The 19847-nt window shown below is 63.6% G+C and carries 22 protein-coding genes and 2 tRNA genes; 7 read left to right on the plus strand and 17 right to left on the minus strand.

Annotated elements, in window-relative coordinates; genetic code table 11:
* Nucleotides 1-2: 2 nt before the first annotated feature.
* Nucleotides 3-656, minus strand: a complete 654-nt coding sequence (locus I0K07_RS11860; protein ID WP_203293663.1) for a methyltransferase domain-containing protein — start codon at nt 654-656, stop codon at nt 3-5.
* A 169-nt stretch (nt 657-825) separates the two neighbouring features.
* Here I0K07_RS11860 and I0K07_RS11865 point away from each other — a divergent pair.
* Nucleotides 826-899, plus strand: a tRNA-Cys gene (locus I0K07_RS11865).
* A gap of 8 nt (nt 900-907) precedes the next feature.
* Here the strand turns inward: I0K07_RS11865 and I0K07_RS11870 are convergent.
* Nucleotides 908-1603, minus strand: a complete 696-nt coding sequence (locus I0K07_RS11870) for an SDR family NAD(P)-dependent oxidoreductase (protein ID WP_203293665.1) — start codon at nt 1601-1603, stop codon at nt 908-910.
* A 63-nt stretch (nt 1604-1666) separates the two neighbouring features.
* Here I0K07_RS11870 and I0K07_RS11875 point away from each other — a divergent pair, with 63 nt between their 5' ends.
* Nucleotides 1667-3181 carry a cryptochrome/photolyase family protein gene (locus I0K07_RS11875; RefSeq protein ID WP_203293667.1) on the plus strand — a complete coding sequence of 505 codons (1515 nt, stop codon included), beginning with the start codon at nt 1667-1669 and terminating at the stop codon, nt 3179-3181.
* Here the strand turns inward: I0K07_RS11875 and I0K07_RS15995 are convergent.
* Together I0K07_RS15995 and I0K07_RS11885 are read right to left on the minus strand one after the other, a co-directional pair.
* Nucleotides 3142-3324: a DUF2256 domain-containing protein gene (locus I0K07_RS15995; RefSeq protein WP_203293669.1), complete on the minus strand. Its 183-nt coding sequence runs from the start codon at nt 3322-3324 to the stop codon at nt 3142-3144. The genes I0K07_RS11875 and I0K07_RS15995 overlap by 40 nt on opposite strands.
* Before the next feature lie 70 nt (nt 3325-3394).
* Nucleotides 3395-3751 carry an Mpo1-like protein gene (locus I0K07_RS11885; protein ID WP_203293671.1) on the minus strand — a complete coding sequence of 119 codons (357 nt, stop codon included), beginning with the start codon at nt 3749-3751 and terminating at the stop codon, nt 3395-3397.
* Nucleotides 3752-4121: 370 nt separating this feature from the next.
* On the opposite strand from I0K07_RS11885, the gene I0K07_RS11890 reads away from it, so the two are divergent.
* Nucleotides 4122-4197 (plus strand) — tRNA-Asn (locus tag I0K07_RS11890).
* Between the two features lie 78 nt (nt 4198-4275).
* Here I0K07_RS11890 and I0K07_RS11895 read toward each other — a convergent pair.
* The 3 genes from I0K07_RS11895 to I0K07_RS11905 form a co-directional block, all read right to left on the minus strand.
* Nucleotides 4276-5001 (minus strand): prephenate dehydrogenase, encoded by a 726-nt coding sequence (locus tag I0K07_RS11895; protein WP_203293673.1) that lies wholly within the window; start codon nt 4999-5001, stop codon nt 4276-4278.
* A gap of 52 nt (nt 5002-5053) precedes the next feature.
* Nucleotides 5054-6952, minus strand: coding sequence for an ABCB family ABC transporter ATP-binding protein/permease (locus tag I0K07_RS11900; RefSeq protein ID WP_238934808.1), 1899 nt, complete (start codon nt 6950-6952; stop codon nt 5054-5056).
* Nucleotides 6953-7123: 171 nt separating this feature from the next.
* Nucleotides 7124-8131 carry a LysM peptidoglycan-binding domain-containing protein gene (locus I0K07_RS11905; RefSeq protein ID WP_203293677.1) on the minus strand — a complete coding sequence of 336 codons (1008 nt, stop codon included), beginning with the start codon at nt 8129-8131 and terminating at the stop codon, nt 7124-7126.
* Nucleotides 8132-8263: 132 nt separating this feature from the next.
* Between I0K07_RS11905 and I0K07_RS11910 the strand changes: the two genes are divergently transcribed.
* Nucleotides 8264-8827: an LOG family protein gene (locus I0K07_RS11910; protein ID WP_203293679.1), complete on the plus strand. Its 564-nt coding sequence runs from the start codon at nt 8264-8266 to the stop codon at nt 8825-8827.
* Between the two features lie 150 nt (nt 8828-8977).
* Here the strand turns inward: I0K07_RS11910 and I0K07_RS11915 are convergent, their stop codons facing one another.
* The 8 genes from I0K07_RS11915 to I0K07_RS11950 all read right to left on the minus strand — a co-directional run bounded on the left by I0K07_RS11915 (nt 8978) and on the right by I0K07_RS11950 (nt 15482).
* On the minus strand, nt 8978-9181 hold the full coding sequence (locus I0K07_RS11915) for a helix-turn-helix domain-containing protein (protein ID WP_203293681.1): 204 nt from the start codon (nt 9179-9181) through the stop codon (nt 8978-8980).
* On the minus strand, nt 9178-9567 hold the full coding sequence (locus tag I0K07_RS11920; RefSeq protein ID WP_203293683.1) for a hypothetical protein: 390 nt from the start codon (nt 9565-9567) through the stop codon (nt 9178-9180). The genes I0K07_RS11915 and I0K07_RS11920 overlap by 4 nt, the downstream gene beginning before the upstream one ends.
* A complete protein-coding gene (locus tag I0K07_RS11925; protein WP_203293685.1) occupies nt 9564-9710 on the minus strand; it encodes a hypothetical protein in 147 nt (48 codons plus the stop codon). Before I0K07_RS11925 ends, I0K07_RS11920 begins: the two co-directional genes overlap by 4 nt.
* Nucleotides 9711-9875: 165 nt before the next feature.
* Nucleotides 9876-11213, minus strand: coding sequence for a glutamate--tRNA ligase (gltX, locus tag I0K07_RS11930; protein ID WP_203293687.1), 1338 nt, complete (start codon nt 11211-11213; stop codon nt 9876-9878).
* Nucleotides 11214-11283: 70 nt separating this feature from the next.
* Nucleotides 11284-11718: a hypothetical protein gene (locus I0K07_RS11935; RefSeq protein WP_203293689.1), complete on the minus strand. Its 435-nt coding sequence runs from the start codon at nt 11716-11718 to the stop codon at nt 11284-11286.
* 468 nt (nt 11719-12186) lie between these two features.
* Nucleotides 12187-13857 carry an NAD+ synthase gene (locus I0K07_RS11940; protein ID WP_203293691.1) on the minus strand — a complete coding sequence of 557 codons (1671 nt, stop codon included), beginning with the start codon at nt 13855-13857 and terminating at the stop codon, nt 12187-12189.
* A gap of 73 nt (nt 13858-13930) precedes the next feature.
* Nucleotides 13931-14860, minus strand: coding sequence for a Gfo/Idh/MocA family protein (locus I0K07_RS11945; protein WP_203293693.1), 930 nt, complete (start codon nt 14858-14860; stop codon nt 13931-13933).
* Between the two features lie 136 nt (nt 14861-14996).
* The gene (locus tag I0K07_RS11950; protein WP_203293695.1) at nt 14997-15482 is read right to left on the minus strand and encodes a GNAT family N-acetyltransferase; all 486 of its coding nucleotides are present in this window, start codon (nt 15480-15482) and stop codon (nt 14997-14999) included.
* Nucleotides 15483-15569: 87 nt separating this feature from the next.
* On the opposite strand from I0K07_RS11950, the gene I0K07_RS11955 reads away from it, so the two are divergent.
* Together I0K07_RS11955 and I0K07_RS11960 are read left to right on the plus strand one after the other, a co-directional pair.
* Complete coding sequence (locus I0K07_RS11955) at nt 15570-16349, plus strand: DUF3667 domain-containing protein (RefSeq protein ID WP_203293697.1); 780 nt, start codon at nt 15570-15572, stop codon at nt 16347-16349.
* Nucleotides 16350-16374: 25 nt separating this feature from the next.
* Nucleotides 16375-17370 (plus strand): NADP-dependent oxidoreductase, encoded by a 996-nt coding sequence (locus I0K07_RS11960; RefSeq protein ID WP_203293699.1) that lies wholly within the window; start codon nt 16375-16377, stop codon nt 17368-17370.
* Nucleotides 17371-17402: 32 nt separating this feature from the next.
* Here I0K07_RS11960 and I0K07_RS11965 read toward each other — a convergent pair whose 3' ends face one another.
* Both I0K07_RS11965 and I0K07_RS11970 read right to left on the minus strand, forming a co-directional pair.
* The gene (locus tag I0K07_RS11965) at nt 17403-18692 is read right to left on the minus strand and encodes a GAF domain-containing sensor histidine kinase (protein WP_203293701.1); all 1290 of its coding nucleotides are present in this window, start codon (nt 18690-18692) and stop codon (nt 17403-17405) included.
* Nucleotides 18689-19075: a response regulator gene (locus I0K07_RS11970; RefSeq protein WP_203293703.1), complete on the minus strand. Its 387-nt coding sequence runs from the start codon at nt 19073-19075 to the stop codon at nt 18689-18691. The genes I0K07_RS11965 and I0K07_RS11970 overlap by 4 nt, the downstream gene beginning before the upstream one ends.
* A gap of 456 nt (nt 19076-19531) precedes the next feature.
* On the opposite strand from I0K07_RS11970, the gene I0K07_RS11975 reads away from it, so the two are divergent.
* On the plus strand, nt 19532-19798 hold the full coding sequence (locus tag I0K07_RS11975; RefSeq protein WP_203293706.1) for an HU family DNA-binding protein: 267 nt from the start codon (nt 19532-19534) through the stop codon (nt 19796-19798).
* The last annotated feature ends 49 nt before the right edge of the window (nt 19799-19847 follow it).

The following is a 19847-nucleotide window of genomic DNA, read 5'->3' on the forward strand; positions in this document are numbered from 1 at the left end:
AATCAGAAGGCGAAGCCGGTTTCCGCTTCAAAGCCCGGCAGGACGGTAGCGGTCGCGTCGAACACGACACGCTCGCCAATGCCGGCGGACGATTTGGTGAAGACGGTGGCCTTGCCGACCGGGCCCTTGCGCACGATCACGACAAGACGGCCACCATCGGCCAGCTGGTCGAACCAGGCGGTGGGGACAGTGTCGACGGAACCATTGACGAAGATCACGTCGAACGGGCCCTGCTTCGGCACGCCGGCCTTGGGATCGCCCTCGACGACCACGGCATTGTCGGCACCGATATCGGCCAGCAGGCCGGTGGAGCGGGACAGGCCGTCCTCATCATTCTCCACACCCACAACCGTTTCGGCCATGCGCGCCAGGATGGCGGTGGAGTAGCCACGGCCATTGGCGATATCCAGCACCAGCTCGTCCGGCTGGATGTCAGCGGCATGGATCAGCTTGGCCATGTCACGCGGACGCATCAGCGTGCGGTTGTCGGAGGTAACGACCTGGCTGTCGGCATAGGCCGAAGCGCGGCGCGAGCGCGGGATGAAAAGCTCACGCGGCGTGTCCAGGAAAGCGGCGATGAGACGCCGGTCTGTCACGTCGGACGGGCGGATCTGGCTGTCCACCATGTGCTTGCGTGCCTGTTCGAATTCGCTCACGGGTCTCTCCCTGCGGTCCGGAAGCCGCTGATATATCCTGTGTGCGCAAGGATCGGCAACCACCAGACTGCGCGAAGCCACGCGCAAAACGCCGCAATCTCACTTCGCTGTGAATTGGCGCATTGCTCCCATCGGTCTGTGGGGTTATAGCTCCCGGCTCCATTCCTGAGGCACCGTGGCGGAGTGGTTACGCAGAGGACTGCAAATCCTTGTACCCCGGTTCGATTCCGGGCGGTGCCTCCACCCTTCCCCTAAAAACTGATCGCCATACCCTTGTGGTCGCGGAAACCGCCCGAATCGTCCGGTCCCAGTCCGGCGATGACGCGGAGCAGATCCTGTGCGGCTTCCTGCGGCGGGCGGACATCCAGTCCGGATTTGGAAAAAGGCTCGGACAGGCGGGTTGCGACCGTGCCGGGATGCAGGGCGATGCAGATCGCTTCGGGCTTGCGGCGTTTCATCTCGATGGAGACGCTGCGCAGGATCTGGTTGAGCGCGGCCTTGGAGGCGCGATAGGCGTGCCAGCCGCCCAGGCGATTGTCCGAAATCGAGCCGACCCGCGCGGACAGGGTGGCGAAAACCGAGCGACCCTGACGCGGAAGGAGCGGCAGGAAATGCTTCATCAGCAGAGCCGGTCCGGTGGCATTGAGCGCGAAAGCGCGGGCGAAATGATCCGGATCCAGCTCGCGCAGGCTGCGCTCGGGCGAAAAGACGTCATCATGCAGGAAGCCGGTCGCATCGATGATGAGGCGGATCGTGTCGCCGCCTTCCTTGAGCGCCTGCGCGGCGGCGTGGATGGAGGCTTCATCCAGCAGATCGAGCGGCGGGCTGGTGCGGCGGGACAATGCGGTAACCGTCCAGCCCTGTGCCTCCAGCTCTGCGACCAGGGCTGAGCCGATACCGCCGCTGGCGCCGATCACCACGGCGTGTCCGGTTTCACTGTCTGTCATGCCGTCATCCACTGGTCTGCCCTGCCCCTGTCTACGTAGACACAGGCAAAGCGGATGGATGCGATGACAGACCTCGTCCTGGTGCTGGGAGACCAGCTCACACATGATTTGCCCAGCCTGCGCCAGAAGCCGGAAGCCGCCGACGTGCTGATGGCGGAAGTGGCGGCCGAGACGGACTATGTCTGGCATCACCGCAAGAAGATCGCCTTCATCTTCTCCGCCATGCGCCATTTTGCGGACGAACTGCGCGCGGCGGGGCGGCGGGTGCATTACCGCGCTTTTGACGAGACCCCGCCCTGCCCGGACCTGGCCAGCGCTGTGGAAGATGCGCTCAAGGCGGGCACCTACGACCGGCTGATCCTCACCGAGCCGGGCGAGTGGCGGTTGAAGCAGGAGATGGAGACCTGGTCCGAGCGGTTCGGACTGCCGGTCATGATGCTGGAGGATGACCGTTTCGCGTGCTCCCACGACCGGTTCGCGCGCTGGGCGGAGGGGCGCAAGCAATTGCGGATGGAGTATTTCTACCGCGAGATGCGACGCGAGACCGGCCTCCTCATGGAAGGCGACAAGCCGGTCGGCGGGCGCTGGAATTTCGACGCGGAGAATCGCGAGGCGGCCTCATCCAGCCTGTTCATGCCCCAACCCTTCCGGGTGGAGCCGGACGAAATCACGGCGGATGTGCTGGACCTGGTGGAGGCCCGCTTTGAGGGGTTTGGCGATATCCGCCCCTTCCACTTCGCCGTCACGCGCAAGGATGCGCTCAAGGCGCTGGATCATTTCATCGAGCACGCCCTGCCCGATTTCGGCACCTATCAGGACGCCATGCTGAAAGGCGAGGCCTTCCTCTATCACTCCCTCCTGTCGGCCTATCTCAATGTCGGCCTGCTGGGCCCGCTGGAGATCTGCCAGGCGGTGGAGGCGGCCTGGAAGCGCGGCCATGCCCCGCTCAATGCGGCAGAGGGCTATATCCGCCAGATCATCGGCTGGAGGGAATATGTGCGGGGCATTTATTGGCGCGAAGGGCCGGACTATGTCCGCCGCAATGCGCTGGGCGCGGACCGTCCCCTGCCCGACTTCTACTGGAGCGGAAAGACCGACATGGCCTGCCTGGCCGCCGCAATCGGGCAGACGCGCAAGGAGGCCTATGCCCACCATATCCAGCGCCTGATGGTGACCGGGACCTTCGCCCTCATTGCCGGGATCGATCCGCATGCCCTGCATGAATGGTATCTGGCGGTCTATATCGATGCGTTCGAATGGGTGGAGGCGCCCAATACGGTGGGCATGTCGCAATTTGCCGATGGCGGATTGCTGGGCTCGAAACCCTATGCCGCCAGTGGCGCCTATATCGACCGGATGTCGGACTACTGCTCCGGTTGCCGCTATGATGTGAAGGACAAGACGGGGCGCAATTCCTGCCCGTTCAATTCGCTCTACTGGGACTTCCTGGCGCGCAATGAGGACAAGCTGCGCGGCAATCCCCGCCTGGGTCCGGTCTATCGCAATTGGGACCGGATGAGCGAAGAGAAGCGTCAGGCCTATCGCGACCGGGCCGCCGAGGTGCTGGAGGCGCTCTGAGCCGGTCGGGACCGGCGGCAGCGCTCAGAACAGTATTTCACCTCATCCCAAACGCGCTCCCACTTCTTGCGCCACTGGAAGGGCCGCCCGCAGGTGAGGCAGGTCTTTTCAGGCTTTGGATGACGGGCGGTTTGGCGGGGCATGGTCGGGACCTAGTCCGCACGCCCAGCCCGGCAAGATCGTCTTGCCGGCGAGATCGTCTTTCTGGCGAGATCAGGCGTGTTCCGCGCTCAGCGAACCGTCCGCATTGATGCCGGCCTTTTCCAGTTCCGGACCCAGCTTGCCCAAAAGGAAGAGGACATACATGCGGTAATCGCCGATCAGCGACCAGAGCGGATAGGTGAAAGTGGCCGGCTTGTTGCGCTCGACGAAGGCATGGCTGACCCAGGCGAAGAAATAGCCGGAGACCGGCACGGCCAGGAGCAGCCACCAGGTCTGCGTCACCAGGGCCGCCAACAGGACGATCAGGGCCAGTGTGGAGCCGACATAATGCCAGTTGCGCGTCGCCGGACGGGCATGCTCGCGCAGGTAAAACGGCCAAAACGACTTAAATGTCTGATGTTCACGCATCGTCTTCTCCCCGGTGATTCGCGGCTGATTGTGAAGCCTCACCCTGTTGCACCAGAATAAATCGCGATTTCGTGGTGAATCAAATCCCTCGCTGAAATGAGGCATTTCGATGATTCCATTAGGCTTTCGGCAAGGACGATAAACCAAATGCCGAATTGCCCCTTTCCTGTTAACCCCGCCTTAAGGGTTCTGACCCAATTCTTCACCTGTCTTCCCGTGAAGACACCCCACCATCCACCCAATGCCTTTTCGGGAGCCTTCGTGGCTCCCGATTTTTTTTGCAGAAACCCCTGCAATTCAGCGCAGAAGGGTGCTTGCGCGGCGGCGCGAAGCTCTGATACAAGCCACGCCTCGCTTGCGAGAAGAGTGTTCCCCGGTAGCTCAGTTGGTAGAGCAGGTGACTGTTAATCACCGGGTCGGCGGTTCGAGCCCGTCCCGGGGAGCCATTCTCGCGAATTTCCCAGATATTGTTGGTGAGTTGAGCGCTGGGCGGGCTTTTGTGGTCCGCTTTACGGACGCCCAAACTAATCCACCAGCCGTTCATCCAGCTTGCGCGCGGCGTCGAAGAATCGCCGGCGGAGATCCGCCGCGTGGGGATTGTGGCGTTCGATGGCGCGGAAGAGTTCGTCGCTGTCTTCGGCGACCAGACGGGCGGCCTCGGCGAGGAGGTCGTAGGAGCGGGTTGTGTAGGGAGCGTCCATCAGGCCGAGATCCGTGATCACCTTGGACACAAGGTGGGTAAGCGCCTGCACGCTGGCCATGGTGCGGTCATGCGTGTCGGCATCGGAGATGTGGACGTCCAGGGAGAGCGTGTCCTTGAGGAAATCCGCCACACAGCCCGCCTCCACGCCCGGTTCCGGGCAGAGTACGATGGACTGGCCGGCCACGCCCTGGGCCGCCGATTGCGGACCGAAGAGCGGGTGGGTGCCCAAGATGCGCGTCCCGGCCGGCAGGGCCTCACGCAGGATGCGCAGGGGTTCCAGCTTCACCGAGGCGACATCAATGACCAGTGCGCCTTCGGCCAAGTGCGGTGCGATGGCTTGCGCCACGCCCGCCAGAGCCTGAACCGGGACGGCAAGAATCACGACGGGCCGTGCGGCGGCCTCTTCCAGCGACACCCAAGCTCCGCCCGGCATGTCGCGCACGGACGGGTCATGCCCCACCAGATCAAAATGCGGAGCGAGATGCGTGGCGGCCAGCCGGCCGAACGCGCCCAGGCCGATCAGGCCGATTTGGGTCTTCTGTGTCATGACGTCCCCATACTCCCCCGCACACTAGCGGGAATCGTCAGGCGGGGAATGCCTATTGCGCGGCGGGGACTTCCACGGCGCTGGAGGGCTCAGCCCCCTCGCCCGCCTCGCTCTGGCGCTTCCACATGGCGGCGTAGAGGCCATCCCTGGCCAGGAGTTCGGCATGCGTGCCGTTTTCCGCGACATGGCCATCATCGAGCACGATGATCCGGTCGGCCCCGGCAATGGTGGAGAGACGGTGGGCGACGGCAATCGTGGTGCGGCCCCGGGCGGCCTCGGCCAGGGCGATCTGGACATCCTTTTCGGTCTGGCTGTCGAGCGCGGAGGTGGCTTCGTCGAGGACGAGAATGGCCGGGTTCTTCAGAATGGCGCGGGCGACGCCGACGCGCTGTTTCTCGCCGCCGGAGAGTTTCAGCCCGCGCTCGCCCACAATGGTCTGCAGTCCGTCGGGCAGACCGTCCACAAAATCGGCGAGACGGGCGCGCTCGACGACATCGCGGATCTCGGCCTCGGTCGCGTCGGGGCGGCCATAGATGATGTTGGCGCGCAGCGTGTCGTTGAAGAGGACGACATCCTGGGGCACCAGGGCGAGACTGTCGCGCAGGCTCTGCTGGGTGAGCTGGCGCAGATCCTGGCCATCAATCCGCACGGCGCCGCTTTCCGGATCATAGAAGCGGAAAAGCAGCCGCAACACGGTCGACTTGCCGGCACCGGACGGACCGCAAATCCCGACAAAACTGCCCGCGGGAATCTCGAAACTGACATCCTGGATGGAACGGGACCGGCCATCATGGGTAAAGCCGACACTGTCGAAACTGACCGCTCCGCCCGTCACGGCGAGCGGTTTGGCCTCCGCCGCATCGGCGACATCCGGCTTGATGGCCAGCGTCTCGAAGACGCGTTCCATGTCGACCGCGCCCTGTTTGATCTCGCGATAGGCCCAGCCCAGGATGTTGAGCGGCTGATAGACATTCATCAGGATGAGGGTGACCGCGGCGACATCACCCGGCTGGAGCTGGCCATTCCAGGCTTTCCAGCCCGCCATCAGCGCCATCGCCAGCAGACCGCCATTCATGATCAGCGCCTGGGCCCCATTGAGCAGGGCGAGCGAGGACTGGGACTTGGCCGCCGCATGGGCATAGCGCGTCATCGACCGGTCAAAGGCATCCGCCTCGCGGCGTTCGGCGGCAAAGGCTTTCACCGTCTCGAAATTGATCAGGCTGTCGACGGCGCGCGCCGAGGCTTCATTATCGGCCTCATTCATCGTGCGGCGGATCTGGACGCGCCATTCGGTCACCGACCAGGTGAGCGTCATGTAGATGGCCACCGTGATGATCGCGATCAGGGCGAACTCCCAGCCATAATTCGAGCTGAGCACCAGCGCCGCCAGACCCAATTCCAGCAGGGTCGGCGCGATGTTGAAGATCAGGAAGCGCATCAGGAAATCGACGGCCCGGGCGCCGCGCTCGATGATGCGGTTGAGCGCGCCGGTGCGCTTGGTCTGGTGATAGCCGATGGAGAGCGTCTGGACGTGGGCGAAGGCACGCACGGCGGTCAGGCGCTGGGCATCCTGGCTGACCGGCGCGAACAGCGCATCGCGCAATTGCGGCGCCCCGACCGAGAGGAAGCGCGCCACGGCATAGACGATGAAGGCCAGGGTGAAGGTGGTGATGATGCCTGACAGGGCATTTCCGCCTTCGGCCGCGGGCTGCGCCCCGCCCTGCCCGGCATGGGCGGTAATCAGATTGATCCCGTCACCGAAGAAGACCGGGGCATAAACGGCGAAGAGTTTGGCGATCAGGGTCAGGACCAGCGCGACGCCCATGCGAAAGCGCCATTTCGCCATCTCCGGCGAGGCCAGCAGCGCAAACAGCCGCCACATCGTCGTGCCCAGCGAGCCTTTCGGCGCCTGCTTGGCTTCCGCCTCGGTATCGGTGGGCAAGGGTCTCATCGTCGCCAGAGATAGGGCTCCGGCGGGGATTGTGCCAGTGGGTGGGTGCTTTCTTCCCCGTATCGCACCCATGCCGGGGTGCACACTCGTCTCGACGAGTCACCCACTCCACCGCGCATGCGCGCGGTCCCCCTCGCCCATCAAGGGCGAGGATGGCGCTGAGCCTGTCGTCTAGCCCTCATCCTCCGACGGCGCTTGCAGCACCTGGCCGGGATAGATGAGGTTGGGGTCGCGGATCTGGTCGCGATTGGCTTCGTAGATCACCGTGTACTGGACGCCCTCGCCATAGAGACGGCGGGCCAGGCGCCAGAGGGAATTGCCCGGTTGGACCACGACCGCGTCGGGGCCGAGATTGAGGGCTTCCGGGGCGACGCGCTCGAAGGGCAGGACGATGACGGCGGAGACATTGCCGTCCGGATCGACCTGGTCGATCTGGAGGTCATAGACGCCCGGTGCCAGCAGGGAGCCGGCCTGCAGGTCCCAGCGGCCATCACGGCCGACATTGGTTTCACCCACCAGGGCGCCATTGGCGAAGACGCGGACTGTGGTGCCGGTATCGGCGCGGCCGGAGAAGATCACGGCACCGGTGGCGTCGTAATCGACGGTCTCGAGCACCAGGGATCCCATTTCCGCATCCAGGCAGGACGGGCATTGCCAGACACGGCTGGCTTCACCCGGACGCCCGACCACGACCAGAGGGGTCGGGCCGCGCTGTTCGGGGATGGAAACGACAACGACCTGTTCGGAGAGCATTTCGCGGCCATCGGGCGCGACCATGCGCAAGGAGAGCTCCACCGCACCGGAGGGCAGCGGATCGTCGGGGATGATGACCCATTCGCCGCGCTCATTGATCAGCTGCGTATCAGCGCGCTGCCCGTCCTCATCGGTGAAGAAGAGCGCTTCGCCATCGGCCAGGAGCTGAATGGTGGCCCCCGGCTCGCCGCGGCCCGCCGTGACGGCCGACCCGACCGGGGCGACACGGACAATGTCGAAGACCGGCGGCGCGATCATCGCGGCCGGCGCGGTTCCGGGAAGCTCGGTGGGTGTTTCGGTTTCAGACAGGGCCGGACTCTCCGCCGCGTCATCCGCAGCGGGCCGGTACATGATGAAGGTGAGCGCCGCGGCAATCGCCAGCGTCGCCAAAGCAGCCGCAATGATAAAGGACCGCGTTGCGGTCATGGCAGGTCTCCTGTCATCGGCAGCCGGAACGAAACATGCGCACCAGCACCCAATTGCTGGATGCAAGCCTCGCGCCGCCCGCCTTCGGCGAATAGCATCCTGTCCCGAGAAAGCAAATATGAGTGATGTGAGATGGCGAAAGTAAGGTCGATCGGTGTCTTTTGCGGTTCACGCATGGGTGAACGGAAGGAATATTTTGATGCCGCCCGCCGTGTCGGTGCCGCGATTGCCCAATCGGGCTGCCGTCTGGTCTATGGGGGCGGGGATGTCGGGCTGATGGGCGCCTCGGCCTCGGCCGCCGCCGAACAGGGCGGCAAGGTGCTGGGAATCATTCCCGATTTCCTGATCGCCCGTGAAGGCCATCTCGACCGTGTGGAGGTGCGGATCGTCGACTCGATGAGTACGCGCAAGAAGCAGCTGATCGAGGAATCAGACGCCTACATCATCCTGCCCGGCGGCACCGGGACGCTGGAAGAGGTCTTTGATGTGGTCTCCCGTCAGCAGCTCGGCCTGCATGACAAGCCCATCGTCTTCCTTAACACGGCTGGCTTCTGGGGCCCGATCATCGATCTGATTGCGCACACTGTCCGCGAAGGTTTCACCCCGCAGAGCCTGGCCGACCATCTCGACCTGGTGGACGAGCCGGAAACAGCTGTTGCGCATCTGGTGGAGATGATGGGGGCGATTGGGCGCTGAAATCCCCCTCTCCTCAGGGAGAGGGTGGCGCGCATGCGCCGGGAGAGGGGGAAATCCCGGTGCTGGCCGACAATCACGAAGACCTCGCCGTTCCCCCTCATCCGCCCCTTCGGGGCACCTTCTCCCCAGGGAGAAGGAGGGCCGGGCTAGCTACGCCCCCTCCCCCTTCGGGTCGAAGACATCCTCGATTTTCAGCCCGAAGGCGTCCGCCAGGGCGAAGGCCAGGGTGAGTGACGGATCGTGCTTGCCGGTTTCCACGGCATTGATGGCCTGGCGGGAGACGCCGACGCGGTCTCCCAGCTCAGCCTGGCTCCAGCGCCGCTCGGCGCGCAGGACGCGGAGACGGTTCTTCACCGCTCTGCCTTCCAGTAGAGGACGCCCTGCGCCAGGCCGTAGACGCCGCAAATGGCCGGCATGACCCAGAGAAGGCTGATCGTGGGCACGTCGACGGCGCCTTCCAGAAAGCCATAGCCGAAAGCGGCGAAACCGACGATCCCCGTCGCCCAGAGCAAGGCTTCGGAGGTGATGCGTTGCTGGAACTCATCCATCGCCTTGTAGCGCTCGACGAAGGCTTTCAGCGCGTAGAGCGCCGGAATGAGCGGGGTCAGCGAAGCCAGGCCGGCAGACCAGCCCGACAATTCCCCATTCCGTATCGCGATGATCGAACCGACCAGGACCAGCGCATAGGCCAGCATGGCCAGGCCGAAATGCTTCACATAGCGACGGCTGACATCACTCATTGTTCGGCCTCCAGGGTGATCGCAGCCGGTGCGGCCGGCGCGGTCCTGTCTTGCGCCGACAATCCGCCAGCAATGGCGGCGAGCGCGGTGCTGATCGCAATGATCGCGCCGACCAGGGGCGTGACTTGCTTGCAGGTGAACATGGCTTTCTCCATCAACCATCCATGACATATTGTCAGGACAACCTGACACTCCTGAGCGCGCATGTCAAGACAACCTGACAAATCGTCATGTAGTCACGACAAAGACAAAGGGCGGCACCGCTGTGGCACCGCCCTTTCTTCAATTCATTCAGAGTGTTGCCGAGATCAGGCCGTTTCGCCCTGCAGGCGTTTCAGCACGGTCTCGCGGCCCAGGAGCGGCAGGAGGACGGCCATTTCCGGTCCGCGCGGCTCGCCGGTCAGCATGAGGCGCAGCGGCATGAAGAGCTGTTTGCCCTTGCGGCCGGTGGCCTCTTTCAGGGCATTCGTCCATTCGCCCCAGCTCTCGCCGGTCAGCTCGCCCTCGGGCAGGTGCCGGGCGGCGGCTTCGGCATAATCGGCCTCCTCGATCACCGGAGTGACCGGGCCGGCGACCAGCTGGGCCCAGGCCTTGGCGTCAGCGAGGACTTCCAGATTGGGGCGCACGGCATTCCAGAAGGCTTCACCGCCATCGGCGTCCAGCGCGGCCAGGCGCGGCTGGGCCGTCTCATAGCTCATCGAGTGCAGGAGTTTGGCATTGACGCGCTTGAGCTCCTCCGGATCGAAGCGGGCCGGCGAACGGGACAGCTTGCCCAGGTCGAAGCCCTCGAGCAGGCCGTCGACATCGGCGAAGGCGTCAACCGCGTCGGAGGTGCCGATCTTGGCCAGGAGCGACATGATCGCCATCGGCTCCAAACCGTCCTCGTCACGCAATTCCTGGATGCCCAGCGAGCCCATCCGCTTGGACAGCTTGCCGCCATCCGCGCCGACCAGGAGCGCCTGGTGGCCGAATTGCGGCGCGGACCCACCCAGCGCCTCGAAGACTTCGATCTGGGCACCGGAATTGGTCGTGTGGTCCTCGCCGCGGATGATGTGGGTGATACCGGCATCGATATCATCCACCACGCTGGGCAGGGTGTAGAGATAGGAGCCGTCTTCGCGGATCAGGATCGGGTCGGAGAGCGAGGAGGTCTCGATCGTCACCGGACCGCGCACCATATCGTCCCAGCTGACCGGATTGCCGGAGAGTTTGAAACGCCAGTGCGGCTTGCGGCCTTCCGCTTCCAGTGCGGCCTTGTCTTCGTCCGTCAGCGACAGGGCGGCGCGGTCATAGACCGGCGGCCGGCCATTGGCCATTTGCAGGCGGCGCTTGCGGTCCAGCTCCTCACCGGTCTCATAGCAGGCATAGAGAAGGCCCATTTCCTTGAGCTTCTCAGCGGCCTGGCCATAGACGTCGAACCGGTCGGACTGTTTGAACGTGTCGTCCCAGCTGATCCCCAGCCAGGTCAGATCGGCCCGGATCCCGTCCTCAAAAGCCTGCGTGGAGCGTTCCACATCCGTATCGTCGATGCGCAGCAGGAATTGCCCGCCAGCCTTGCGCGCGAAGAGATAGTTGAAGATCGCGGTGCGAACATTGCCGACATGGAGTTTCCCGGTCGGGCTCGGCGCAAAACGGACTTTGGTCATCGGGGCAGGCCTTGGCTCTGTGTGAAGCCGCACGGCTTAGCGCTGTGCGCGGGTTCGGGCAAGCGGGGGTTCAGTGTTTCCCCGCCACGAGCCGGTACACCGCGCCACCTACAAGCCCCACACCTCCGAAGAGGGCGCTGGTCAGGAGGCCTTCTGCGCCGGCATCGAGGGTGAAGACGAAGACCTGGATCATGACGGCGCCGGTCAGACCGCCCAGGAGGGCGGCCTGCCAGATCGCCTGCCAGCGCAGGACGTGCATCAGCCAGGCAGCGACCAGGGTCGGGAGGAGGGTGAAGGCGGCGATATAGGTGCCGAAGAGGAGGCTGGCGGGGATCAGGCTCTGGAGGAAGTCCTGCAGATCACGGGCGGTCGTCGTGCCTTCGAACAGGCTGAGGATTCCGAAGGTGAGCGTCAGGGTGAGCCCGCTGGCGATACTGGCCGCCAGCCAGGCAAGGCTTGGACGGATGATATGGACCGGGCGTGTGGCGATTGCGGCAGTGCTCATGACAGCCTCCATTTCCTTGATTTCTGTTTTGACAGAAATTTGAGAAGGCGAGGATGTGGTGGGGTGTCGCAGGGGGATGAGCACCCCCTCTCCCCCGCCGGGGAGAGGGATAAAGGGTGAGGGGCGCGCGGCGTCAGCCGCGCAAGCAATGAGTTTTTGGTGGCCGCTTTGCGGCTGCCCCTCATCCGCCGCTTCGCGGCACCTTCTCCCCGGTGGGGGAGAAGGGGTGGGGATAGATGACACGGTGAAGCAGCATTGCGGCGAGCAAAATGGGTCGCGAACCTCCTTCTCCCTGGGGAGAAGGTGCCCCGCAGGGGCGGATGAGGGGAAACGGCGAGGTCTTCGCGATCTCATGTGAACACCGGGATTTTCCCCTCTCCCGGCGCATTCGCGCCACCCTCTCCCCATGGGAGAGGGAGTGGGAGCTTTGCCCGTCTCAAAGCCAGTGCGGCCTCGGAAATCAGAGCCCTACCCGCCCGACTTGAAATGGTTGGTGATGGGATACCGCCGGTCGCGGCCGAAGTTTTTGGGGCCGATCTTGACGCCGGGCGGGGCCTGGCGGCGTTTGTATTCGGCGCGGTAGAGGAGGTTTTCGATGCGGCGGACCGTGTCCTCGTCCTGGCCTTCGGCGACCAGTTGGCGGACCGAGCGTTCTTCCTCGATCAGGCCGTAGAGGATGGCATCCAGCACGTCATAGGGCGGCAGGCTGTCCTGGTCTTTCTGGTCTTCGCGCAGTTCGGCCGAGGGCGGTTTGGTGATGATGCGTTCGGGGATGACCTCGCCGACCGGGCCGAGGCCGGGTGAACGGGTCTGGCCATTGCGCCACCAGGCGAGCTCGAAGACTTCCGTCTTGTAGACGTCCTTGAGCGCGTTATAGCCGCCATTCATGTCGCCATAGAGGGTGGCATAGCCGACCGCCATTTCCGACTTGTTGCCGGTGGACAGGACCATGGGACCGAACTTGTTGGACAGGGCCATCAGGATGACGCCGCGGGCGCGCGACTGGATGTTTTCCTCGGTCGCGTCCGGCTCGGTGCCGCGGAAAGCGGTGGAGAGCGTCTTGCCGAAGGCCTCGATGGTCGGTTCGACATCGATGATGTCATAGCGCACGCCCAGGCGTTCGGCGCAGGCACGGGCATCCTCAAGGCTTTCCTCGGACGTGTATTTGGACGGCATCATCACCGCCCAGACCCGGTCCGGCCCCAGCGCATCAGCGGCGATGGCGGCGGAGATGGCACTGTCGATACCGCCGGACATGCCCAGGACGACGCCCGGGAAACCGGCCTTGTCGACATAGTCACGCAGGGCCAGCGTCATGGCTTTCCAGTCGGCTTCCAGACCGATCACGCGCGGTGCGCTGTCGCCGCCCGTCGCGGTCCAGCCGGTCTCGGTGCGCTGCCATTCCACCAGGTCGAGGGCTTCCTCGAAGGCGGGCAGGCGCTGCACGGTTTCGCCCTCGCCTTCACCGGTCCAGGAGAAGCTGGCGCCATCAAAGACGAGCTCGTCCTGACCGCCGACCTGATTGATGAAGACCAGCGCCTTGCGGCCCTCCCAGCTGTCGAACCAGGTGGAGAAGGCGGTCTTGCGCTCACGCTCGATCGTGCGCCGCCAGGGCGAGCCATTGATCGAGATCATCATTTCCGCGCCCTGTTCGATCAGGGCCTTGGGCACGGTGTCGTACCAGAGGTCCTCGCAGATCGGCAGGCCGAGGCGGATGCCGCGCCATTTGACGATTTCCGGCACCGGTCCGGGCTGGAAGACGCGCTTCTCGTCGAAGACGGCGTAATTGGGAAGCTCATGCTTGAAGCGCAGGGCGACGAGATGACCGTCCTCCACCAGCGCCACGGCATTGTGGAGTTTTGCGCCCTGCCGCCAGGGCAGGCCCATCAGGATGGCCGGACCGGACTTGCTGTCCTCAATGAGCTGGTCGAGCGCCGTGCGGCAGGCTTCCACAGCGGCCGGTTTCAGCACCAGATCCTCGGGCGGATAGCCCAGCAGGAACATTTCCGGGAAGACGATCAGGTCGGCATTGCGAATGCGGGCCTGGGACAGGGCGGCGCGCGCCTTGGCCAGATTGCCCTTCACATCCCCGACAACCGGGTTGAGCTGGGCGGTGAGAATGGAAATCCGGTCTGTCATGATCGCGACTTAGACCGCGCCGCGCTTCATCGCAAGAGGTCAGCCACCCGCCGGGGCGCTGATCCGTCCTGCATCAGTCGCCATAGCTGCGCGCACCGTCGATTGCCCGGGCGGCATCCAGTGCCCGCAGGCCGGCAATGCCCGGCACGGCAACCGGCGCTCCGTCGAGCACGGAGGCGATGAAGGCGTTGACGTTCGCGCCAAGCGAATCCTTGGCACTGGGATCGTCGGCGAAATCGGGATTGAGGTCGTAGGGCGTGGAATTCTTGAACGTCTTGGCGACGAAATCGATTTCCAGCACGCCGGTCTCGTATTCCACGCGCATCTTGCGATCGCGCTCATGATGGACCCGGCTGGCTTTCAGCTCGGCGACGCAGCCATTGTCGAAGACCAGCTTGGCCTGAGCCACATCCGGATGGCCGAAGCGGCCCTCATCGACAATGCCTTCGACTTCTTTCACGGCACAGCCGGCCAGGGCGATCACCAGGTCGAGATCATGCACCATGAGGTCCAGCGTGACGGAGACATCGAGGCAGCGTTCCGAGCGCGGGCCCATACGGCTGGCTTCCACGCGCAGCGGCTTGTCCGGCACGTTGAACAGGCCCATCGCATTGAAGACGAAGCGCTCCTGGTGGCCGACCTGCAGCACGCAGCCATGGGCGGCCGCGAGGCCGATGAGTTCGCGCGCTTCCTCGACGGAAGAGGCAATCGGCTTTTCCACCAGGACGTGGCGGCCATGGGCGAGCGCCGCGGCGGCGGCCTCGAAATGGTGCACGGCCGGGCTGGCCACGGTCACGGCATCGACCTCGGCGAGCATCTTGCCGAGATTGTCGAAGGCCTTGGCGCCATGCTTGGCCGCCAGATCCTTGGCGCGCTGCAAGTCGGGATCATAGATACCGACGAGTTCCGCGCGGTCATGAGCGGCATATTTGGAGGCGTGAAATCCGCCGAAGACACCGGCACCGACAACGCCGGCACGCAGCACTTTGCTCTCCGAAGACATGGCATTTCCTTGTGTGACCGGGGGCGTGATAGCGCCCTGCCCCGCTCAATCAAGCGAAGCATGCATCAAGACGTGTTTCCGCGAATTGCAGGAAGCGGGCCGTTCAGCCCCAGATCAGCTAGCAATCAGCCAGTGATCAGCCAGCGATGGACTTGGCCATGTGCCAGTTCGGCAGGGTCACACCCCGACGTACGGGTGCCTGTTCACGAACGATTTCCCAGCCCTGACGGGTGAAGAAGGCCTTGGCCATGGTTGAGGCATCACTGGTCAGACGGTCCAGCCCGTCCGCCTTCGCTTCGGCTTCCAGCACGCTGTAGAGGTCATAGGCCACACCGCGGCCGATATAGGCAGGGGCGACGAAAGCGAAATCGATATGGCCGTCCTTGCGCAGGGTCATGAAGCCGATCACCTCGCCCTCGCCATCCTCGGCCAGCCAGACTTTCTGGTCACCCAGGCGCACACGCCAGACCTCGGTCTCCGGAAGGTCCGGCGCCCAGGCGGCCCGCTGGCTTTCGGTATAGTCGGGACCGGCTCCCTCGCGCACGGACGTAAAGAAGAGACGCGTCAGCGATCCCATATCGGCATCACCGGCCCGTCGAATTGTCCACTCGCTTTGGCTCACGGCCATCCTCCCTACCTCAAACTGCAGCGCGGACGGCTTGCACCGCCTCTTCACCGCTTTACCATGACATACGGGAGGGACTGCCAGTTGGACAATGAGGAAAAGCCGAAGGATCGGTCATCCGACCTTCTGGATTCCATTTCCATTGCCGCTTTTGACGTGGACGGGCGGATTTTCCGCACCGTCTGGCATTCCCTTGTCCGCGCGCCGGAGGTGGCGCAAGCGGCCCTTGCCGGGGATTATACACGCTATATCGCCCCGATCCGGCTTTTCGTGGCGCTGTTCGGCTTCCAGTTTGTCGTGGCCAGCATATTTGACATCGCGCTGACCGGATCGCTGGAACAATTGGCGTCATCGCTGACACCTGAGCAAATCCAGTCCTGGCTGGCCATGGGACAAATGCCGGATGGCAGTGCCGTCACTATCGCAGCCGTCGACCAATCACTGGAGGAATGGGGCAGTATCTTCATCTGGCCCGTCACCATTCTGGCCTCCCTGCCCTTCCTTCTGGTGCTGAAACTCTATCGCCCGTCCATCCCGTTTTGGGGGCATGTCCAGATCTATCTGACGTCGTCGAATGCCAGCTTCTTTCTGTTGATCCTGATGATCCCGTTGATCTCTGTTTCCTATGCCGCCTTCATGGCGGGCATGGCGTTCGGGCTTCTGGTCTATTTCGTCGTCATGATCTGGCTGGTGGCGCGGTTTTACAGTCATTCGACCACGGGAACGGTGCTGCGGGCGCTGGGACTCATCCTGTTATTGCCGGTCACCCTGGCCATTTCCACGACCGGCCAGCTTCTCGTCATGGCCTGGTCTCTGGACCATGACTTCAATCTCTCTTTCGCCGAGCTGATGCGGCTCTACTAATCCTCCCCAACCAAAGGAAAGCACGATGAAATCGCGTGAAATCCATCTCAATGAATATCTGAAGGGCGAACCCCGCCACGAGAATTTCTCCCTGGTCGAGGTCGATGTCCCTGCGCCCAAGGATGGCGAGGTCACGGTCAAGAACCACTATATCTCCGTGGACCCCTACATGCGTGGCCGGATGAGCGGCATCCGCACCTATATCGGCCCGTTCGAACTGGGCCAGGTGATGGAAGGCGGCGCTGTCGGCGAAGTGGTCGAGTCCAAGGATGACCGTTTCAAGCCGGGCGATTTCGTCAATTCCATGCATGGCTGGCGCGAGGCCTATACGGCGTCGGCGGACGGCCTCACCAAGATCGACACCGACCTGCTTCCCGCCCAGGCCTATCTGGGTCTGGCCGGCATGCCGGGCCTGACCGCCTATGCCGGGATCAAGCGCATTATCGACCTGAAGGAAGGCGAGACGCTGTGGATGTCCGCCGGTGCAGGCGCGGTCGGCACGGCCGGTATCCAGTTTGCCAAGGCGATGGGTGCCACAGTGATCGCCACGGCCGGCGGCCAGGAGAAATGCGATTTCGTGAAGTCCCTCGGTGCCGACCATGTCATCGACTACAAGGCGACCGACAATCTGACCGCCGCCATCCAGGCCGTCGCCCCGAAGGGCATTGACGGCTATTTCGAGAATGTCGGCGGCACGCACTTCACGGCGGCCCTCAATGTGCTCAAGCCGATGGGACGCATGGCGGCCTGCGGCATGATCCAGCGCTATAATGACACCGAAGCCTCGATGATCCCGGACAATCTCACCCAGATCGTCGGCAAATCGCTGAAGATCCAGGGCTTCATCGTCTCCAACCATTTCGATCTCATGCCGACCTTTGTCGGTGAGCTGGGCGGCTGGATGGCTCAGGGCAAGATCCAGCTGGCCGAGACCGTGATGGACGGGATCGAAAAGGCGCCGGACGCCTTCATGGGCCTCTTCACCGGTGCCAATACGGGCAAAATGCTCGTAAAGATCTGATCAAGTCCCCGGAACCCCCAGGGGTTCCGGGGCTATTCGCCTGCCTCGGCGATTTCCAGCCAGAAGACAGCGCCCCCGCCTTCGGCAGGCTGATAACCGATACGCGCCTGCATGGCGTCGGCTATGGCACGCGACAGGGCCAGGCCCAGCCCGATGCCACCATGGCGGCGGCGCGAGCTTTCATCGCCCTGGCTGAACTGCCCGAACACGTGATCCACCTGATCATCGGAGAGGCCGGGCCCATGATCGCACACCTCCACCCTCACCTGGCCGGCAGACAGGCCCTCCACGATCCGCACATCCGGCGCATGACCGGCGAATTTGAACGCATTGTCGATGAAGCTGCTGACCACCTGAACCACGCGGCGACGGTCGGCCAGCACGTCGATTGACGGGCCCGCCATCAGCGCAGGCGCGGTTTCGCCAGACGGCGTTGCGAGCTCACAGGCCTCGGCCACGGCATCGTTGAGATTGAAGATCTGGGGGCTGAGGACAAAATTCCCGCCCTCCAGAGCCGACATGTCCAGAATGGAATTGACCACTTGCAGCAGCCCGCGGCCTGACCGCTCGATCACCTCGACCCAATTGCGCGAGTCGCCGGACAATTCCGGCGCCAGTTTGAGAATGGCGGCACCGCCCAGAATGCCGTTCAGCGGTGTGCGCAGCTCATGGGAGGCATTGGCCAGGAAATGCGTCTTGGCGATATTGGCGGCTTCCGCGTCCTGGAGTGCCTGGGTGAGGCGTGCATTGGTATCCTGCAGCGTTTCGGCCAGCGCGCGGCGCCCGGCCAGCTCCATGGCGAGACCGACATATTCAGCCACCGAGGCCACGAAAGCGCGCTCTTCCTCGCGCCAGGGCCGCAATTGCCCGACTTCCTCGCAGCACACCACGCCGCGCAAGCCGCGAAAATCGCGGATCTGGGCGTCCAGCATGGAGCGAATGTCCAGGACACGCAGATAGGTGTCGGCGAACTCCCGGGTCCGCGGATCCTCGATCGCATCATCGGCGGATACAACACGGGCGGTTTGGAATGCCTGGAAATAGGAAGGAAAATCGCCCGCCGACAGCGTCATGCCGGAGTCGATCTGTCCTGTTTCGGCGTCGAACAGGCATTGGCAGATCAATTCCTTCTGGGTCTCGTCCAGCAGCCAGACGCTGGCCCGGCGAATGCCCAGCATGCCTGTCATGGAGCGTGTCGCGGCCTCCATGAGATCCGGCAAATGTCCGTCCTGGTCCCGGCTGGCCGTCATCAGGCGGTCCAGTTCGGCATTGAAGCGGCGCAGACGGCTTTCCGTACTCTCTGTTGCGGGAAACGGCGTCATGCGGGCTGACGCTCCGGGCCGATATGTTTGTTATAGAGCGCCAGAATGTCCTCCGGATCATAGGGCCGCTCCACAAGCGCCCCGACCGGCCAGGCCCGGATGCGGCTGGCGAACTCCGTATTGAGGGCTGCGGTGACAACCACGACCTGCTGCAGCAGATCCGGCCGGCTCTGGCCCAGTTCCTCGACAACCTCCACCCCGTCCACGAGGGGCATCATGATATCGAGAAGGACCAGGTCATAGGCGCCGCGAACAATCTGGTCGGCAGCCCCATTGCCATTGGTCAGCTCATCGATCTGGCAATGTTCGCAGAGTGCCCAGCGAAACAATTCGCGGTTCACCGGATCATCGTCGACAATAAGAATCCGCGTTTCCAGAGACATCCAGACCAAGCCCTCGATCGCAGACAGTTTTGTCCAACCACCGCGGCTTGCCAAGCCCGCTCAGTCCCGCATCAGACGGCCGAGTGTCCAGCCCGCCGCAATTGCCGCCAAAACCGGCGACCAGGTCTCTCCCGCACCTGCGAGAAATGCGAGCCCGTAAACCCCCAATCCTGCTGCAAGTGCGAACGGCAGCAGGCGAATCGAACGATTCGCGATTACCGGATTAGTCTTTGGTTCACCCTGATACATGACCGAAAATGTACGCAAATGGGGTGCCGAAGGCGAGTTTTGCCGTTTCTCCCAAGGAAATTGCAGTAAATCCGGCCCGATTCACCTGTTATGGCTTGCAATCGAAGATGGATATCGGCCTTCTTGCGGGGTCAACGAACACGCGGCAACACCAGACGATCACGATGACCGTGACCATCTGGCGCTGCGCCAACTGGGGGGAACCCTATGAACAAGTCTGATCTCGCCAAAGCCGTCAGCGAAACGACGGGCCTGTCCCGCACGCAAGCTGGCGAAGCCGTCGACGCCGCGATCGAAGCCATCATCGGCTCCGTCAAAGGCAATGACAGCGTTCAGCTGGCTGGTTTCGGCACCTTCTACGCCAAGCACCGCGAAGCCCGTGAAGTCCGCAACCCGCGCACCGGCGAAAAAATGATGTCCAAGGCTCGCACCCAGGCGGCTTTCCGCCCGGCTGCTGCCCTGAAGGACATCTAATCAGTCCATTCGGGTTCTGATGAACGAAACGCCGCCCGGGCAACCGGGC

It is taken from the genome of Maricaulis parjimensis (assembly GCF_016817355.1).
Lineage (GTDB): Bacteria > Pseudomonadota > Alphaproteobacteria > Caulobacterales > Maricaulaceae > Maricaulis > Maricaulis parjimensis.

Bases quoted from the DNA above. Each gene is read 5' to 3' on its own strand.
- I0K07_RS11920 (WP_203293683.1), bottom strand. From the start codon at position 9,567: ATGAGTGATGTCAGCCGTCGCTATGTGAAGCATTTCGGCCTGGCCATG.
- I0K07_RS11940 (WP_203293691.1), bottom strand. From the start codon at position 13,857: ATGACAGACCGGATTTCCATTCTCACCGCCCAGCTCAACCCGGTTGTC.
- I0K07_RS11885 (WP_203293671.1), bottom strand. From the start codon at position 3,751: ATGCGTGAACATCAGACATTTAAGTCGTTTTGGCCGTTTTACCTGCGC.
- I0K07_RS11905 (WP_203293677.1), bottom strand. From the start codon at position 8,131: ATGACCGCAACGCGGTCCTTTATCATTGCGGCTGCTTTGGCGACGCTG.
- I0K07_RS11935 (WP_203293689.1), bottom strand. From the start codon at position 11,718: ATGAGCACTGCCGCAATCGCCACACGCCCGGTCCATATCATCCGTCCA.
- gltX (WP_203293687.1), bottom strand. From the start codon at position 11,213: ATGACCAAAGTCCGTTTTGCGCCGAGCCCGACCGGGAAACTCCATGTC.
- I0K07_RS11870 (WP_203293665.1), bottom strand. From the start codon at position 1,603: ATGACAGACAGTGAAACCGGACACGCCGTGGTGATCGGCGCCAGCGGC.
- I0K07_RS11975 (WP_203293706.1), top strand. From the start codon at position 19,532: ATGAACAAGTCTGATCTCGCCAAAGCCGTCAGCGAAACGACGGGCCTG.
- I0K07_RS11875 (WP_203293667.1), top strand. From the start codon at position 1,667: ATGACAGACCTCGTCCTGGTGCTGGGAGACCAGCTCACACATGATTTG.
- I0K07_RS11945 (WP_203293693.1), bottom strand. From the start codon at position 14,860: ATGTCTTCGGAGAGCAAAGTGCTGCGTGCCGGCGTTGTCGGTGCCGGT.
- I0K07_RS15995 (WP_203293669.1), bottom strand. From the start codon at position 3,324: ATGCCCCGCCAAACCGCCCGTCATCCAAAGCCTGAAAAGACCTGCCTC.
- I0K07_RS11925 (WP_203293685.1), bottom strand. From the start codon at position 9,710: ATGTTCACCTGCAAGCAAGTCACGCCCCTGGTCGGCGCGATCATTGCG.
- I0K07_RS11895 (WP_203293673.1), bottom strand. From the start codon at position 5,001: ATGACACAGAAGACCCAAATCGGCCTGATCGGCCTGGGCGCGTTCGGC.
- I0K07_RS11900 (WP_238934808.1), bottom strand. From the start codon at position 6,952: ATGAGACCCTTGCCCACCGATACCGAGGCGGAAGCCAAGCAGGCGCCG.
- I0K07_RS11965 (WP_203293701.1), bottom strand. From the start codon at position 18,692: ATGACGCCGTTTCCCGCAACAGAGAGTACGGAAAGCCGTCTGCGCCGC.
- I0K07_RS11910 (WP_203293679.1), top strand. From the start codon at position 8,264: ATGGCGAAAGTAAGGTCGATCGGTGTCTTTTGCGGTTCACGCATGGGT.
- I0K07_RS11960 (WP_203293699.1), top strand. From the start codon at position 16,375: ATGAAATCGCGTGAAATCCATCTCAATGAATATCTGAAGGGCGAACCC.
- I0K07_RS11970 (WP_203293703.1), bottom strand. From the start codon at position 19,075: ATGTCTCTGGAAACGCGGATTCTTATTGTCGACGATGATCCGGTGAAC.